Source organism: Stenotrophomonas sp. NPDC078853, from assembly GCF_044901215.1.
Classification (GTDB): domain Bacteria; phylum Pseudomonadota; class Gammaproteobacteria; order Xanthomonadales; family Xanthomonadaceae; genus Stenotrophomonas; species Stenotrophomonas lacuserhaii.
In genome coordinates, this window is sequence record NZ_JBJDOQ010000028.1 from 1 (window position 1) to 16,136 (window position 16,136).

The window sequence follows — 16,136 nt, forward strand, 5'->3', positions numbered from 1 at the left end:
CTCGGTGGGCGCGAAACGAGGCCCGCAGGAGCGGCTCTTGCCGTCCCCCAACAACCCCTCCCGCCCGGCCCAATCCCGATACTCAGCGGCCCCCGGCGACCCACCACGAGGGGCTCAGCCGTTCGCTGCAATGCCCGTCAGTTGCCCCACTGCGGCATCGGCATCGCATCCACCGGGATCGGCGAATCCAGATCGTCCTTGCCGCGCGCATGCTTGCCACGCAGATCGTTCTCGATCTGGTAGTTGCGGCGCTGCAGCCACGCATCACGCACCAGAGCGTACTCGTCCACCGCGCTGGAACGGATGTCATCAGCGGCCAGCAGCTGCGAACGCGCGTCCACCAGCTGCAGGCCCTGCAGGCCGATGCGCACCTTGTCTTCTTCGATCTGGCGGATCGGCGAAAGCGGAATGTCGCCGGCCAGGCCGAACACATCACGCACGGTACGCGGCCCGAAGAACGGCAGTTCCACGTAGCGCGACGGACGCCAGCCCCACGCACCGAGCGTCTGGCCGAAGTCTTCCTTGCGGTTGGCGATCATCGCCTTGCTGGCCGGATCGAACAGGCCGCCGATGCCCAGCGTGCTGTTCATCAGGAAGCGGCCCATGGTGTCCCAGGCATCGTCCGGACGGCCCTGCAGGAACTGGTTGACGATGGTCACCGGCGAGCGGATGTTGCTGAAGAAATTACTCACACCGGTGCGTGCGAAGCGCGGCACCACGTTGGTGTAGGCCGTGGCCAGCGGACGGGCGATGGCGTTGTCCACCACCACGTTGAAGCGATGCACGCGGCGGTTGAGCGGTTCCCACGGATCGTAGGCGGCTGCGGATCCACCGCTGACCCCATCGCTGCCGTACAGCGCGGTGAAGTCGTCTTCGGTGGCATCGGGCGTGCCATCACCATCGGCATCCACCGTGGGCGGCGTCGCGGCGGCGGGCGCCGGAGACCCTGCGAGCGGCGCGGCGTCGGCGCTGGCGGACGCATCGTCGACGACCGGGGCGGGAGCTGCATCGGCGACCGGCGCTTCGGTTGCAGGGACCACGGTGCCGACGCTGGGGGCGCTGTCACGGGCCGGTTTGGCAGCACACGCGCTGAGCGTGGCGACCAGGACGAACAGGGGGAGTATGCGTACGACGTTCATGTCAGCTCGCGGCAGAAGGGGCATTGAAATCAAGGTCTGCAGACAGCCGGTAGGCCGCCTCCAGTTCGGTCAGGCCGGCCGGCGAGCCGTGGATGGCCAGCGTCCGTCCCTGCTGCCGCGCTCGCGCGGCGAGTTCGGCCAGCAGGGCCACGCCGGCGCTGTCCACGCGCGGCACGTCGGTCAGGTCCAGCGCCTGTGCAGCATCGCCCAGTGACTGCAGCTGCGGCCACAGCGCGATCACCGCGCTGCGGTCCAGCACGCCGGACAGATGCAGGGTGCCCTGGTCCAGCCGGGCCCGGGCGCTGTTACTTGCCATTGCCCGGGGTTCCGGCCTGCATGGTGCCGCTGCGCAGCTCGGTGGCGACCTGCTTGATGCCCTTCTGGCGCAGCGGGGCGTCGAACTGGTTGCGGAAGGTCTGCACGTAGGAGATGCCTTCGATGTTGACGTCGAAGATCTTCCACTGGCCATCGGTGTTGCGCATCAGGTACTCGACCGGGGTCGGCTGGTCACCCGAGCGCACCAGTTCGGTGGCCACGCGCACGCCGCGGTTGCCCGGCAACGGGCTCTCGCCCTTCAGGCGGAAGCTCGGCCGGCCCTGGATGTTCAGCAGGGCCGAACCGTAACGCTGCATCAGGTTGTCGGCCATCGCATCGGCGAACAGCTTGATGTCCGCATCGGAGGCACCGCGCGAATGCGCGCCCAGCACCAAGCGTGCCGCGTAATCGCGGTCGAAGGTGCGGTTGAGCTCGCTGTTGATGAAGTTGCGCAGCGCGGTCGGGTCCTTGCTGAACTCGGCTTTGCGCTGCTGCAGGGTGGTCATGATGCGGGTGCTGGCATCGATCACGGTCTTGCCGGCCTGGCCCTGGGTGGCGGCGGCAGCGGCAGGCGCCTGCGCCGATGCGATCAGCGGAGCGGCGGCCAGCAGGGTCGAAGCGAGCAGGACCGGGAGCAGTTTCATTTTCATGGTTGGGTTTCCGTAGCGGGCGCGGGCGCGCCGTCGTGGGATTGGTTGGACGGTGCTGCGTCGCCACCGGCGCCGCCACCACTGAACATGTATTTGCCGACCAGCTGGATCAGGTCTACCGCTGGCTGGGTGAACACGATTTCATCACCGGCCTTCAGTACGTCCGGATCGCCGCCCGGTTGCAGGCCTATATAGCTCTCGCCGAGCAGGCCGCTGGTGAAGATGCCGGCGGAGGTGTCGGCCGGCAGGTCCTTGAACTTGCCGTCCATCTTGATGGTGACGATGGAGTCGAACTTGACCGGATCCAGGTCGATGGCCGCCACCTGGCCGACGTTGACCCCGCCGATCTTCACCGGCGCCTGCTTGCGCAACTGGCCGATCTGCGAGAAACGGGCCTTCAGCTCGTAGCCGCCACCGCCCAGGCCCCAGCGCTGGTTGGTCGAAGCGACCGCCAGTACCAACAGCGAGGCCAGTGCCAGCAGCAGGAAGGCGCCGACGGAAAATTCCAGTCTGGGACCGCGGATGGCCATGTTCATTTCACCATTTTTGACAAGTGCCCCGGCATGTCCAGGGCGGAAGTTTCAGGTCGTTCCCGCGCTGGCAAGCGCCGGAACCAGGAAGGAATACAGTTACTGGAACAGCATGGCCGACAGCACGAAGTTGAACATCAGCACCAGCAGCGAGGCATTGACCACCGCGCGGGTGGTGGCGACGGAAGTGCCTTCGATGGTCGGCTCGGCGTGGAAGCCCACGTATGAAGCCACCAGCGCCGCGGTGCCGCCGAAGATGGCCGATTTCAGCATCGCCACGCCGAAGTCGTTCCAGAAGTCCACGCTGTCGCGCAGCGCCGACCAGAACACGCCGTTGTCCAGGCCCAGCAGGTGTACCGCTTCGAAGTAACTGGCCGAGATCGCCAGCGAGCAGAACACCCCGGTGAGCAGCGGCACGGTCAGTACCGCCGCCCAGAAGCGCGGGGCCACGGCCTTGGCGATCGGGTCGATGGCCATCAACTCCAGCGCCTTGATCTGGTCGGTGGCGCGCATCAGGCCCAGTTCGGCGGCGATCGAGCTGCCGGCGCGGCCGATGAACAGCAACGCGGTCAGCACCGGCGCCAGCTCGCGGTACAGCGACAGGCCCAGCAGCGTGGACAGCGCATCGGCAGCGCCGAAGGTGGTCAGCGTGCGGTAGCCCTGCAGGGTCAGCACCAGGCCGACGAAGGCCCCGCCGACGGCGATGATCGGCAGCGAGCGCGCGCCGATCTTGTAGATCTCGCGGGTCAGTTCGGCCAGGAAATCGGCGGTCGGCAGCGAGCCGCGCAGCACGGTCAGCGAAAACAGACCGGCGCGGCCCAGCGAGCGGGTGGCGGCAACGAAGGGCATCAGGCAGTCCTCGCGCGGGGGGCGGCGTCGAACGGGATCGGGCCATCCGGACGGCCGTGCAGGAACTGCTGCAGCAACGGATCCTGGCTGGCTTCCAGCGCGGCCGGGCTGCCCTGGAACACTACGCCACCATTGGCGATGGCGATCACCTGGTCGCAGATCGGCAGCGTTTCGTGCACGTGGTGGCTGACGATGATGCTGGTCAGTCCCAGGCTGTGGTTGAGGCGCTGGATCAGGCTAATGATGACCCCGGAGGCGATCGGGTCCAGCCCGGTCAGCGGCTCGTCGTAGATCATCAGCGGCGGGTCCAGGGCCAGCGCGCGGGCCAGCGCGACGCGCCGTGCCATGCCGCCGGACAGCTCACGCGGCCAGGCATCCCCGGCCGACAGCAGGCCCACCGCATGCAGCTTCATCTGCACCAGGCGCTCGCGCACGGCGACCGGCAGCCTGGTATGCGCGCGCAGCGGCAGCGCCACGTTCTCGCCCACGGTGAGGTCGGTCAGCAGCCCGTTGCCCTGCAGTAGAACACCGACGCTCTTGCGCATTTCCAGCAGGTCGCGGTTGCCGGTCGGGATCGGCTTGCCGAACAGGGTGACATCGCCCTGCACCGGACGCAGCTCACCGGTCAGCGCAGCCAGCAGGGTCGACTTGCCACTGCCGGACGGACCGAGCACGGCGGTGATGCTGCCCTGCGGGACCTGCAGCGACACATCGCGCAGGATCGTGCGTCCGCCGCGCTCGATGCGGACGTTGGTCAACTGCACCAGAGGAGTCGTGGAAGCCTGCATGGGCACCATTTAACAATTTTCCAACGTTGAAGGATCAGGGCGTGGCGCTGAACATAAGCGTACTGGACCGTCCAGTATTGTCGCATGCGTCGTTGCGGTAGGGGCGCAGGCGCTCCGGGACAGTCGAGGCGGCCTGGCGGAACAATCCGCAGGAGGAGATCGGCAGGGCGGATGCGTCGGGCATTCATTTACCGCGCTGCTACGGCAAACTGTAGGCAATGAGCGACCCCTCCAGCGATTTCCGTCTTTACCATTCCAACTCGCTGGACGTGCTGGCCGCGTTGCTGGCGCGGCACGTGCGCGCGCCGCTTCCTGGCCAGCCGCTGCTGGACCCGGAAGTGGTGCTGATCCCGCAGGTGGCGATGCGGCGCTGGTTGCAGTCCACCCTGGCGGCCGAATACGGCGTGGCCGCCAACCTGGAGTTCCTGACTCCCGGTGAGTTCGTGGCACGCGCGTTGAATGCCAACGTTCCCGGCGAGGCCGAGGACCTGGACGCGGCGGCCCTGCATTGGCGCGTGTATGCCGCACTCGGCGACGACCTGCTGATGGCGCAGCCGCCGATGCGCGCGCTGCACAGCTACCTGTCCGGCGGCGATCCGCTGAAGCCGTGGGCGCTGGCCGGCGAGCTGGCCGGCGTGTTCGAGAAATACCAGGCGTGGCGCCGCGACTGGCTGCTGCGCTGGGACGCCGGTGCCGATCCGCAGGATCCACAGGCGATCCTGTGGCGTGCCATCGCCCAGGGACGCGGCTACCGCGCGCGCCGCATCCAGGCCTATCTGGAGCAGTTCGAAGGCGCCGGCAAACCGTTGCCGCAGGGCCTGCCGCTGCGCCTGTCCGCGTTCGCCACGCTGAACATTTCGCCCGACGTGCTGCGGGTGATGGCCACCCAGGCGCGCGTGGGCGAGCTGCATTTCTACCTGCCCACGCCGGTGCAGGCCTACTGGGGCGACCTGCAGACGCTGGGCGAAAAGCTGCGCAGCGGCGCGCCGGATCCGTTCGGCGAGGCCGCCGGCGAGAACCGCCTGCTTGAAGCCTGGGGTGCGGCCGGGCGCGATTTCATGGCGGTGCTGGGCAGCTACGAAGTGGTGCATCCGTCCGGGGAGATCGGCGCCTACGATGATCCCGAGGACGACGTGCGCCCGCCGATGGACCAGGGCGGCCTGTCCGACAGCCTGCTGCACCGGCTGCAGCGCGACCTCTTCCACCGCCGCGGCCTGCCTTCGGGCCCGCCGTTGCCGGCGTTGCGGCTGGACGATCCCAGCCTGCAGGTACATGCCTGCCATACCCGCCTGCGCGAACTGCAGGTGCTGCATGACCAGCTGCGGGGCCTGCTGCAGGATCCACGCTTCGACCCACCGCTGCAGGCGCGCGACATCGCCGTGCTGGCACCGGACATCGATCCATACGTGCCCTACCTGGAAGCGGTGTTCGGCGGTCGCAGCGGCGGCGAAGACCATATTCCCTATGCGCTGGCCGACACCAGCCCGCTGGCCGGCGAGCCGCTGGCCGATGTCTTCGTGCACCTGCTGGGACTGCCGGTGTCGCGCTTCGGCTTGAACGAAGTGCTGGACCTGCTGGCCAGCGCGCCGCTGGCCGAAGCAGCCGGACTGGATGCCGCCGCATTTGATCGCCTGCATGACTGGCTGCAGGCGGCGGGCGTGCGCTGGGGGCTCAGCGCGGACCACCGCCGCCAGCATCTGGCGCCGGCCGACGATGCCTTCACCTGGCAGTTCGCGCTGGACCGCCTGCTGCTCGGCCACGCCAGTGGCAGCGAGGGCGACATCGCCGGCGTGGCCCCGTGGCCGGAACTCGAAGGCAGTGCGCTGGAGGCGCTGGACCGGCTGCTGCGCCTGCTGCGCGTGTTGGCCGTGTACCAGCAGCGGCTGGGTGAAACGCTTTCACCGACGCAGTGGCGGCAGCGCCTGCTGGGCCTGCTCGACGCGCTGCTGCCGACCCCGCCGTCCTCGCCGAACAGCCAGCGTGCGCTGGAACGCCTGCGTCGGCTGATCAACCAGTTCGCCGAAGACGCGGACAAGGCCGGATTCGACGGCGGCGTGCCGGCCGAGGTGATCCGCTCGCATTTCGCCGGTGCCCTGGCCGAGGCCGATACGCGCGCGCCGCTGCTTACCGGTGGCATCAGCTTCGGCCGCATGGTGCCGATGCGCCTGCTGCCGTTCCGGGTGATCTGCGTGCTGGGCCTGAACGATGGCGACTTCCCGCGACGCGACCCGGCGGCCGGACTGAACCAGCTCACCGCTGAACTGGACAGCGCGCGGCGCCGCCCGGGCGACCGTTCGCTGCGCGAGGATGATCGCTTCCTGTTCCTGCAGTTGTTCGCCGCCGCGCAGGATGCGTTCTACCTGAGCTACCTCGGCGCGGACCCACGCGACGGCAGCGTGCGCGAGCCCTCGGTGCTGGTCAGTGAACTGATCGAGGCGGCGATGCAGTACCACGCCGAACCGCGCGAGGCCGCCCGGCAGTTCGTCGTGCGGCATGCCCTGCAGCCGTTCTCGCCGGCCGCGTTCGGCGGCGGCGATCCGCGCCGTTTCAGCTATCGCCGCCAATGGCATCCCGCCGCGGCCACCGTCGGCGGCGCCCGTGGCCAGTTGCCGGCCTGGATCAGCACGCCGCTGCCCGCGCCTGTGGCGACCACCGAACCGGTGGAGTCGCGGCTGTCGCTGGATGAACTGCGCCGCTTCCTGGTCGATCCGGCCGGCCAGTTCCTGTCGTTGTCGCTGGGTCTGCGCCTGCCCGGCGACCTGCAGGAAACCGACGACGTGGAGCCGCTGGTGCTGTCCGAACGCAGCCCCGAAGCGCGCAGCGTGCAGCTGGCGGTCGTGCGGGCCACGCTGCAGGAGGACGACGCGCCGTTGTACCCGCGGTTGCGCGCGCGTGCGCTGCTGCCGTCCGGTGCACTGGGCGAGCGCGGTTTCGATGCGCTGCAGGCGCAGGCGCGCCCGTACGCGCTGGCACTGCGCGAGTGGCTGGGGAATGCACCGCTGGAAAGCCGCCGCTACGAGGTCGATATCGACGGTGTGCGCCTGCACGGCCGGGTCGCTGACCGCCACCCCGCGGGCCTGGTACGCCTGCGCACCGCAAGCCTGAACGGCAATGCGGCGATCCGCCATGGGCTGGACTGGCTGCTGGCCAACGCTGCCGGCGATGCACTGCCGCTGGTGCAGTTCCACGATGAAGGCGAGAACGGCGTGGGCCCGCACCTGTTGCCCGCCTTGCCGCCCGCCCAGGCACGGGATGCACTGCGCAGCCTGCTGCAACTGCGCACGCGCGGCCTGCGTGAGCCGCTGCCATTCGGCCCCTACACCGGCTGGACCCTGCACACCACGCCTGCGGAAAAGCAGTTCAGCGAAGCCGCCAAGCGCTGGCACGGCTCGGAGCGCAGCTGGGGCGAAGCGCAGGGCGAGGCGATCCAGCTTGCACTGCGCGGGCAGGATCCGTTCAAGGACGAGGCCAGCTTCGCCGACCTGCTGCATATCAGCCGCGTGGTGTTCAGCGCGGTGCGCGAAGGCCGCGCGCTGCGCGATGAAGCCGGGCAGGGCGGCGCATGAACAACGACATGGACACGCTGCACGATGATCCGTACCTGGCGCTGCCGCTGCACGGGGTGCAGCTGATCGAAGCCAGCGCCGGCACCGGCAAGACGTTTACCCTGGCCACGCTGTTCACCCGGTTGGTGGTGGAACAGGGCCTGCGCATCGGCCAGGTGCTGGCGGTGACCTTCACCGATGCGGCCACCCAGGAGCTGCGCAAGCGCATCCGGGAACGGCTGGCGCTGGCCGCGCAGCTGGTGGATCGCGCCCCGGCCGACGACGATACCCCGGACGTGCTGCTGACCCGCTGGGTGCTGCAGCGGCACCTGGAGACCGGGACGGAAAGCGCCGCGGCGCTGCAGCGCCGCCTGCAGGTTGCCGCCGATGAGATCGACCTCGCCGCGATCTTCACCATCCACGGCTTCTGCACCCGCGTGCTGTGCGAGCATGCGCTGGAAAGCGGGCATACCTTCGACCCCCCCGAGCTGCTGGCCAGCGAGCGTGCGCTGCTGGAAGAGCTGGCCGCCGACCTGTGGCGCGTGCATGCCAGTGACGCCACCGCGATCGACGCGTTGACTTGGTTGTGGAAGACCCCCGAAGCCCTGGCCGGTGACCTGCCTGACCTGTTGAAGCCGTTGCCGCTGCTGCCGCCAGCGGCCGTGGTCGGCGAGGATCCGGCGCCGCGGCTGCAACAGGTCGCCGATGCGCTGCGCCGGGCGATCGGCGATCACGGAGATGCCTTCTTCGCAGCGTTGTGCGAAGCCGTGGATGCCAAGTGGCTCAACGGCGCCTCCTACAAACTGACCTGGCTGCAGCCGCTGTGTTCGCAGCTGCGCGACTGGGCGCTGCACGACGGGCCGGCCACGGTGCTCGACAGCGAACGCCTGGCTGCGCTGCTGCCCGCGGCGCTGGAAGGCAAGACCAACAAGGCGTACGCCGGCCGCACGCCGGCATCGCCATTGCAGCCTGCGCTGCAGGACTACCTGCAGGCCCGTCAGGCGCGGCTGGACTGGCTGCGTGGCCGCGCGATCAATTTCCTGCACGGCCTGCGTGCGCAAGCGCGCCAGCGGCTGGATGCGCTCAAGCGCGTACGCCGCGTGCAGACCTATGACGACCTGATCGACGGGGTGGCCAACGCGCTCGCCGGCCCGCACCGCGACACCCTGGTGCGGCAGCTGCGCAGCCAGTACCGCATCGCGCTGGTCGACGAATTCCAGGACACCGATGATCGCCAATGGGGCATCTTCCATACCGTGTTCGGCGACAGCGCCGCAACGCGCGAGGCCGGGCTGGCGCCCGCGTTGTTCCTGATCGGGGACCCAAAGCAGGCGATCTACGGGTTCCGCGGCGGTGACATCCATACCTATCTCAAGGCCAAGCGCGGGGCGCAGGTCGCGCCGGCGCTGGACCGCAATTTCCGCTCGCGCCCGAGCGTGCTGCGTGCGTTGCAGTCGCTGTACGACAACGCCGGGCCCACCGCTTTCCTGGACGAGGGCATCCCGTTCGAACCGGTGGCCGCCGGTGGCGTGCGCGGCGACGCGGACTACCTGCGCGATGGTCAGCCGGCACCGGGCCTGACCCTGCGCGTGCTGCGCAACGAAGGCGGGCGCCCGTTCAACGCCGATCCCTCACGCGAGGTGGCCTGCGCGGCCTGCGTGGCTGACATCCACCAGGTGCTGGTGGACGCACGCGCCGGCCGCGCCGAACTGCGCGGTCGCCCGGTGCAGCCGGGCGACATCGCGGTGCTGGTGCGTTCGCACCGCGAAGCCACCCTGGTGCAGCGGGGACTGGCCGCGGCCGGTATTCCCGCCGTTGCCGCGGGCAAGCAGAGCCTGTTTGCCACCACCGAAGCGCAGGACCTGCGCGCGCTGCTGATGGCCCTGCTGCAGCCGGCCGATGAAGGGCGCCTGCGCGCGGCACTGGCGACGGTGCTGCTGGGCCAGGACGCCGCAGCGATCGCTGGCATGGAACGCGACGGCGATGTGCAGCGCGGCTACCAGGCGCAGCTGTTGCAGTGGCGCGAACGCTGGACCCGCGGCGGACCGTTCGCGGTGATCGCCGATGCCTGCGCCGGCCAGGCCGAACGCCTGCTGGCGCTGCTGGATGGCGAACGCCGCTTGACCAATTACCTGCAGCTGGGCGAGCTGCTGCAGGAGGCGTCGGCCCAGGCGCTGGGCATGCACGGCCTGCTGGACTGGCTGCAGGGCCAGATGGCGCATGCCGACCAGAACGACGAACAGCAGCTGCTGCGGCTGGAATCGGACGCGCGCCGGGTACAGATCATCACCCTGCACAAGAGCAAGGGCCTGGAATACCCGCTGGTCTACCTGCCGTTCGTCGGCATCGACGGCGGCGCGCCGAACACCGCCAGCAACTGCACCGTGCATGCGCAGGATCGCCGCGAACTGCACTGGAAGCTGGACAAGGACGCGGCCTGGGACGCGGCCACCTCGCTGCGCGACCAGGAGCAGCGCGCCGAGGATGCGCGCCTGCTGTACGTGGGACTGACCCGCGCCGAGCATGCGCTGTGGATCGCCGTCGGCGACCTGGCCGGGCTGGCGAAGACCCGGCTGGCGCCGATGCTGGGCGACCTGTCGGCGTTGGCGGCCCACGCCGATATCCTGGTCGATGAACGCGCGCCGGCAACCCGGCCGGCGCAGCTGGCGATGGAAGACGAAGGCGAGCTGCCGCCGGTGCGTTCGATCGAACGGCGGGTGCCACACGACTGGTGGGTGTACAGCTTCACCCAGCTGGCCAACGCCGATGCCGGCCAGGAGATCGATGCGGCCGCCACCGAAGTGCCCGCGCCCGCCGCCGACGAACCGGCCGGTGCCGAACTTCCCCTGGAACCGGCATTGCCGGCCGGCAGTGAGCCGGACAGCGCCGTGGTGGATCCGCGTTTCATGGGCAGCCGCTTCGGCAACGTGCTGCACGACGCGTTGGAGAATACCGAATTCGCTGCCTGGGCCGGCTGGCGACCCGGCCAGCAGGCGCCGCAAGGCCAGGCTGCGGTGCTGCGCAAGGCACTGCGCGAGGAAGGCTACGCCGATGCCGATTTGGACGACGGCGTGGAGGTACTGGTGCCGCTGGTCGGCCACACCCTGACCGTGCCCTTGCCCGAGGGCGGTGCCCTGCACGACCTTCCGGCTGCCCAGCGCCGCGCGGAAATCGAGTTCCACTTCGCCATGCAGCCCACCGCGGTGCCCGCCCTGCTGCAGCTGCTGCACCGCTTCGGCATCGTGCCGGCGCGCCGTGGCTTCGGCCTGCGCCGCCAGCTGGAAGGGCTGATGACCGGCAAGATCGACCTGACCTACGTGCGCGAGGGCCGCTGGTACGTGCTCGATTACAAATCCAACCGTTTGCCGGGCTATACGCCGGAGCTGCTGCGCGCCGCCATGCGCCACAGCGAATACGACCTGCAGGCCTTGATCTACACCCTGGCCCTGCATCGCTGGCTGCGTTTCCGGCTGGGCAGCCGCTACGACTACGCCCGCGACATGGGCGGCATCCGCTACCTGTTCTGTCGCGGGCTGGGCGTGGACGGCGAGGGCGTGCATGCAGCGCGTTTCGAACCTGCACTGGTAGATGCACTGGACGCCCTGTTCGCCGGCGGTGACGCCGCCCAAGCGGCCTTGGTCGCCCGCGTGGTGGGGGGCGTGGCATGAGCCTGCTGGTCGAACTGAAGAACGCCGGGCAGCTGCGCACGCTGGACCATGCGCTGGCGCTCAGCCTCGGGCGGCTGCGGCCGGAGACCCCGCCTTCAATCCTGGTCGCCGCCGCGCTGGCGTCGCTGGCGGTGTCGCAGGGACACGCCGGCTTCGATCCGGGGCAACCGCAGCGGCTGGTGGAAGGCAGTTTCACCTGGCCAGGCCCCGGCCAGTGGTTGCAGGAGCTGCACGACTCGCCATGGGTGTCACGCCCGGAGCAGGCCGATGCGATCAGCGTTGACGCGCCACTGGTGCTGGAAAACGGCCTGGTCTATCTGCGCCGCTACCGCGAATACGAACGGCAGCTGGCCGAAGGGCTGCAGCGCATCGGCCGGCACCCGTTGCCGGCGGTGGCGCTGGAGGCGATCGCGCCGCTGTTCGCGCAGTTGTTCCCGCAGGCCGCCGGCCGTGTCGACCACCAGGCGCGCGCGGCGGCGGTGAGCCTGCGCCACCCGCTGGCCCTGGTGACCGGCGGACCGGGTACCGGCAAGACCACCACCATCGCGCGGCTGTTGCTGCTGCTGGTCGCGCACGCCGTGCAGGCGGGCCAACCGGCACCGCGCGTGGCGCTGGCCGCACCGACCGGGCGCGCCGCCGAACGGATGGCCGAAAGCCTGCGCCTGGCGGTGCAGCGGCTGCAGGCCGAAGGCCTCGCGCCTGAGCTGTGTACGGCCCTGCCCAGCAGTGGCACCACCCTGCACCGGCTGCTCGGCGTGATCCCGGATTCCCCGCGCTTCCGCCACCATGCCGACAATCCGCTACCGTTCGATGTGGTGGTGGTCGATGAAGCGTCGATGATCGACCTGCCGATGATGGCCAAGCTGGTGGAGGCCATCGGCAGCGGGACGCGGCTGATCCTGCTCGGCGATCCGGACCAGCTGCCGTCGGTGGAGGCGGGCGATGTGCTCAGCGCCATCCTGCGTGCCAGCGGCGATGGCGAGGGCACCGGCCAAGATGATGCGCGCGCGCTGCAGCCGTTGCTGGCGGCGGCCACGCTGCGGCCGGAAGCACCGCCCACCCCGTTTGCCGGCCGCCGGGTGCAGTTGCAGCGCGGCTACCGGCAGAGCGATGCGCTGGATCTCGCCCCCTTGGCCATGGCGGTACGCGAGGGTGACAGCGTGTCGGCGCTGACGCTGCTGCGGCAGGGTACGCTGGCCGGTGTCAGCTTCCACGAAGGCCTGCTGGATCCGCTGCAGGAGCAGCGCGAGCACCTGCTGGCGCAGTGGCGGGCCCTTGCCGACAGCGGTGATCCGGCGACCGCGCTGGCCCAGGCCGGCCGGCTGCGGGTGCTGACCGCGCTGCGCGAAGGACCGCAGGGCGCGCGCGGGCTCAACCATCGCATCGAAACCCTGTTGGCCGGTGCCAATGCCGGTTACTTCCACGGCAGGCTGCTGCTGGTGACCGAGAACAGCTACCGCCACCGCCTGTTCAACGGCGACGTGGGCATCTGCCTGCGCGATGCCGACGGCGGTCTTGCCGCCTGGTTCCCGGGCGATGACCTGGCGCATCCGCGTGCGTTCCATCCGGCGGCCCTGCCGGCGCACGAAAGCGCATTCGCGATGACGGTGCACAAGGCGCAGGGTTCGGAATTCGACGAAGTGTGGCTGCAGCTGCCACGGCATGACAGCCGGGTGCTGTCGCGCGAACTGGTCTACACCGGGCTGACCCGGGCGCGTACGCGGCTGCACCTGGCGGGGCCTGCGGAGGTGTTGGAGAAGGCCCTGCAGCGCCACGCCAGCCGGTTGTCCGGGCTGGCATGGCGGCTGGGCGCACAGGCGGTACAGGGCGAACTGCCGCTGTAACGCCTCCCTGCACGCCGAGCACGGCCCGGCGCTGCCTCAGGCAATGCTTATTCCAGGACCAGCACGGTGCCGTCCGGGTACACGATGGCGGCTTCATCGCTGCTGGCATCGAAGAAGCCCAGGCCATGCTGGAAGGCCAGCACCTGCACCATCTCGTGCGCACGCTCGGCCACGTCATCGGCGAACGAACCGTAGATGACATGGGCGGCGATGCTGTAGTCGGTCACTTCGTCGCGGTCGTCTTCATCATCGGACAGCGGGCCGTTCATCGGCGGGAAGTGCTCGGCGATCTCGGCGAACCAGGCCTGCAGGGCCGGCGCGGCGACCTTCGGATCATCATGGTCATGATCCTCGTTCCAGTCGGTCTGCTTCTCGTACCAGGCAATGAAGGCGGTCGCTTCGCGCGGCGCCACGCTGGCATCGAAGACCATCATGTCGTAGCTCATCGGGATGTTCCTGTTGAAAGTGCGCAGCAAGCGCGGACGCGCAGGGTAACGCGCCGCTGCTTGCGGCGGGGTGACTGGCAGGGCGGCGGGCGGGGACACGGGCCGGACAATGGGCCGGGGAACGGGCGGGACATCGGGCGGGGGAACGGTAGCGCCGAGCCATGCTCGGCGAGCGCAGCGGCGCGCTTCCGGCAGGGCGACGTGCAACGGATGCATTCCGCCGAGCATGGCTCGGCGCTACCGCCAGCGGTCAGCGTTCGACAGTCAGCGGTCAACGGCAACCGCCCGCAGTTCATGGTCCATGGCCCACGGTCCCCAGTCCCCAGTCCCCAGTCCCCGGTCAGTCTCCGCCGGCAGCGCTGTCGGCTGCCGCGTCGGGGAACAACGCGAAGCGCAGGCCCACCAGGCCCATCAGCGCTTCGTCGCGCGCCTTGCTGGCGGCCACCCCGCCGACCCGCGACAGCGAGGCATCCAGCCGTTCGCGCAGCGCGTCATCACCGTGCAACGGACGCCGTGCGGCCACCTGCCGGCGGTAATGTGCGGCGATCTCGGCCAGGATCCGTTCCACTGCCTCGCGGCTGCGTTCGGGCAGGTCCAGCCGGGCGCGCCGCAGCTGCAGGATGTTCAGCCCCACCCGGGCTTCGGTCAGCATGTCCACCGAGGCGATGTCGCTGCCCTCCGGGGTCGCCGCCAGCCGCGGCGCCAGCAGTCCCAGCAGATCCAGCATGCGCGCGGCGAAGCGCTCTCGATCCTGCTGGCCGCGCCCTTCCGCCGCTTCGGCCAGCGTGGTCCAGCCCTGTCGTACCAGCCGCCGCGCGGTCCATTCGGCACCCACCGATCGGAACAGGCGGGTCATCACAACGGCAAAACCAATCCCGATGAACATCGCCACCGCCGCATTGACGAAGCTCTGGATGTTGGCGCTGTAGGTGTTCTGCACGCTCAGCAGCGCCACCAGGTTCACCGTCAGTGGCAGCGCGAACAGCATCGTCTTGGGGTGGTGCAGCAGCACGCCCAGCGGCAGGAACACCACCGCCAGCAGCAGCACCAGCAGGCCGAAGTCGTGCACGGCCGGGAAGATGCCGAACAGGTAGATGCCGGCGACCACGCTGGCCACCACCGCCCACAGCAGGAAGGACATCATGCTCGGCGCGGGATCATCCTGCGCGGCGAAGAACGCCGCCGCCACCGCCGCCATCATCGCGCCGTTGCCACCGCCTTCCCAGCCCAGCCCGATCCACAGCACGCAGTAACTCATCAGGGCGATGCCTGCACTGAGCGCGGAAAACATCGCCATGCCGTAATCCACGTGGCGGCTTTCGGCCACGCTGCGGGTGCTTAGGCGGTAGTGGCTGGCGTGCTGCGGCGCGCGGCCCTGCTCGATGGCCTGGTGAAGGGCGCGGCAGTCCGCCCACAGGTCCACCAGTTCTTCCAGCCGCAGCAGCAGGGAGGCCAGCTGCAGGTGCTGCAGGTCGCCGTCCACCTGTGGCTTCAACGCGCTGATACGGGTGCGCAGCTGGTCATGCGTGGGGCTGTCGGTGGCGGCTTCCAGCCAGTGGCGGATGTCCTCCACCAGGGTTTCCAGGCCTTCGGGCAGGCCGTCGCCGTGGCGGCGCAGCGCGCCCAGCCGGTCGGCGATGGAGGACAGTACCGGCAGCAGCAACAGCATGCGTTCGCGCAGCTGCTGCATCGACACTGCCGCGCCGGCATGGCGGGGATCGTCGCGGCGCAGGAACTCGATCAGTGCTTCGAACTGCACCAGGTCGGCGGCCAGCTGGTTGCGCGGTGCATGCGCGCGGCCGCCTTCCAGGATCTGCCGGCACCACTGCGCCGCATCCCCCATCCAGTTGCCGATGCGACCGGTCAGCATCGGCCGCACCGACGCCGGGAACACCAGCGCGGCGAACAGCACCGCCACCACCGTGCCGAGGATGATCTCCTCGCTGCGGGCTACCACGGTGTCGAAGATCAGTTCCGGGGAGGTCACCGCCGGGAAGCCGATGAAGGCGGTGGTATAGCCGGCCAGCAGGAAGGCGTAGCCGCGTGGGCCGCGGTTGAGCAGCGCCAGGAACAGGCAGCCGGCCAGCCACAGCGACATCGCCGCACTGAGCAGCAGCGGCGTTTCCACCAGGTGCGGCAGCATCAGCAGCGTGGCCGCGCCGGCCAGCAACGTGCCGAGGATGCGGTACACGCCCTTGGCCCGGGTCGGGCCGAGCAGCGGCTGGCTGACGATGTAGACCGTGGCCATCGCCCAGTAGGGCCGCGACAGGTTGCCGGCCAGGCCGATGTACAGCGCGGTGATCGAGGCCAGGTAGGTCTTGATCGAAAACATCCAGCCTTGCCGGTCCAGCAGCGCGCGCAT

The 16,136-nt window shown here is 69.6% G+C and carries 11 protein-coding genes; 3 read left to right on the plus strand and 8 right to left on the minus strand.

From position 1 onward, the window contains the following. Positions 1–137: 137 nt before the first annotated feature. From ACI2JH_RS19095 to ACI2JH_RS19120, 6 genes are all read right to left on the minus strand, one after another. Positions 138–1,139 carry a VacJ family lipoprotein gene (locus ACI2JH_RS19095; RefSeq protein ID WP_404736959.1) on the minus strand — a complete coding sequence of 334 codons (1,002 nt, stop codon included), beginning with the start codon at positions 1,137–1,139 and terminating at the stop codon, positions 138–140. Between the two features lies 1 nt (position 1,140). Beyond that, entirely contained in the window at positions 1,141–1,455 is a 315-nt protein-coding gene (locus ACI2JH_RS19100; protein ID WP_404736960.1) for a lipid asymmetry maintenance protein MlaB, read from the minus strand. After that, the gene (locus ACI2JH_RS19105; protein ID WP_101098634.1) at positions 1,445–2,104 is read right to left on the minus strand and encodes a phospholipid-binding protein MlaC; all 660 of its coding nucleotides are present in this window, start codon (positions 2,102–2,104) and stop codon (positions 1,445–1,447) included. Before ACI2JH_RS19105 ends, ACI2JH_RS19100 begins: the two co-directional genes overlap by 11 nt. Next, positions 2,101–2,634 (minus strand): outer membrane lipid asymmetry maintenance protein MlaD, encoded by a 534-nt coding sequence (gene mlaD, locus ACI2JH_RS19110; protein WP_101098643.1) that lies wholly within the window; start codon positions 2,632–2,634, stop codon positions 2,101–2,103. The genes ACI2JH_RS19105 and mlaD overlap by 4 nt, the downstream gene beginning before the upstream one ends. 99 nt (positions 2,635–2,733) lie before the next feature. Then, positions 2,734–3,483, minus strand: coding sequence for an MlaE family lipid ABC transporter permease subunit (locus ACI2JH_RS19115; RefSeq protein WP_404736961.1), 750 nt, complete (start codon positions 3,481–3,483; stop codon positions 2,734–2,736). Next, positions 3,483–4,271 (minus strand): ABC transporter ATP-binding protein, encoded by a 789-nt coding sequence (locus ACI2JH_RS19120; RefSeq protein WP_404736962.1) that lies wholly within the window; start codon positions 4,269–4,271, stop codon positions 3,483–3,485. The genes ACI2JH_RS19115 and ACI2JH_RS19120 overlap by 1 nt, the downstream gene beginning before the upstream one ends. 218 nt (positions 4,272–4,489) lie before the next feature. Here ACI2JH_RS19120 and recC point away from each other — a divergent pair, with 218 nt between their 5' ends. Genes recC through recD form a run of 3 tightly spaced genes read left to right on the plus strand, consistent with a single transcriptional unit; the run spans position 4,490 to position 13,328 of the window. Further along, positions 4,490–7,837 carry an exodeoxyribonuclease V subunit gamma gene (recC, locus tag ACI2JH_RS19125; RefSeq protein WP_404736963.1) on the plus strand — a complete coding sequence of 1,116 codons (3,348 nt, stop codon included), beginning with the start codon at positions 4,490–4,492 and terminating at the stop codon, positions 7,835–7,837. Continuing rightward, complete coding sequence (locus ACI2JH_RS19130; RefSeq protein WP_404736964.1) at positions 7,834–11,484, plus strand: UvrD-helicase domain-containing protein; 3,651 nt, start codon at positions 7,834–7,836, stop codon at positions 11,482–11,484. The genes recC and ACI2JH_RS19130 overlap by 4 nt, the downstream gene beginning before the upstream one ends. Beyond that, positions 11,481–13,328 carry an exodeoxyribonuclease V subunit alpha gene (gene recD / locus ACI2JH_RS19135; protein WP_350000065.1) on the plus strand — a complete coding sequence of 616 codons (1,848 nt, stop codon included), beginning with the start codon at positions 11,481–11,483 and terminating at the stop codon, positions 13,326–13,328. Before ACI2JH_RS19130 ends, recD begins: the two co-directional genes overlap by 4 nt. 47 nt (positions 13,329–13,375) lie before the next feature. Here the strand turns inward: recD and ACI2JH_RS19140 are convergent, their stop codons facing one another. Together ACI2JH_RS19140 and ACI2JH_RS19145 are read right to left on the minus strand one after the other, a co-directional pair. Next, positions 13,376–13,774, minus strand: a complete 399-nt coding sequence (locus ACI2JH_RS19140) for a hypothetical protein (RefSeq protein ID WP_057508368.1) — start codon at positions 13,772–13,774, stop codon at positions 13,376–13,378. Positions 13,775–14,114: 340 nt separating this feature from the next. After that, positions 14,115–16,136, minus strand: coding sequence for an FUSC family protein (locus tag ACI2JH_RS19145; protein ID WP_404736965.1), 2,022 nt, complete (start codon positions 16,134–16,136; stop codon positions 14,115–14,117).

Bases quoted from the DNA above. Each gene is read 5' to 3' on its own strand.
- recD (WP_350000065.1), top strand. From the start codon at position 11,481: ATGAGCCTGCTGGTCGAACTGAAGAACGCCGGGCAGCTGCGCACGCTG.
- ACI2JH_RS19145 (WP_404736965.1), bottom strand. From the start codon at position 16,136: ATGCGCGCGCTGCTGGACCGGCAAGGCTGGATGTTTTCGATCAAGACC.
- ACI2JH_RS19095 (WP_404736959.1), bottom strand. From the start codon at position 1,139: ATGAACGTCGTACGCATACTCCCCCTGTTCGTCCTGGTCGCCACGCTC.
- ACI2JH_RS19140 (WP_057508368.1), bottom strand. From the start codon at position 13,774: ATGAGCTACGACATGATGGTCTTCGATGCCAGCGTGGCGCCGCGCGAA.
- mlaD (WP_101098643.1), bottom strand. From the start codon at position 2,634: ATGGCCATCCGCGGTCCCAGACTGGAATTTTCCGTCGGCGCCTTCCTG.
- ACI2JH_RS19100 (WP_404736960.1), bottom strand. From the start codon at position 1,455: ATGGCAAGTAACAGCGCCCGGGCCCGGCTGGACCAGGGCACCCTGCAT.
- ACI2JH_RS19130 (WP_404736964.1), top strand. From the start codon at position 7,834: ATGAACAACGACATGGACACGCTGCACGATGATCCGTACCTGGCGCTG.
- ACI2JH_RS19105 (WP_101098634.1), bottom strand. From the start codon at position 2,104: ATGAAAATGAAACTGCTCCCGGTCCTGCTCGCTTCGACCCTGCTGGCC.
- ACI2JH_RS19120 (WP_404736962.1), bottom strand. From the start codon at position 4,271: ATGCAGGCTTCCACGACTCCTCTGGTGCAGTTGACCAACGTCCGCATC.
- recC (WP_404736963.1), top strand. From the start codon at position 4,490: ATGAGCGACCCCTCCAGCGATTTCCGTCTTTACCATTCCAACTCGCTG.
- ACI2JH_RS19115 (WP_404736961.1), bottom strand. From the start codon at position 3,483: ATGCCCTTCGTTGCCGCCACCCGCTCGCTGGGCCGCGCCGGTCTGTTT.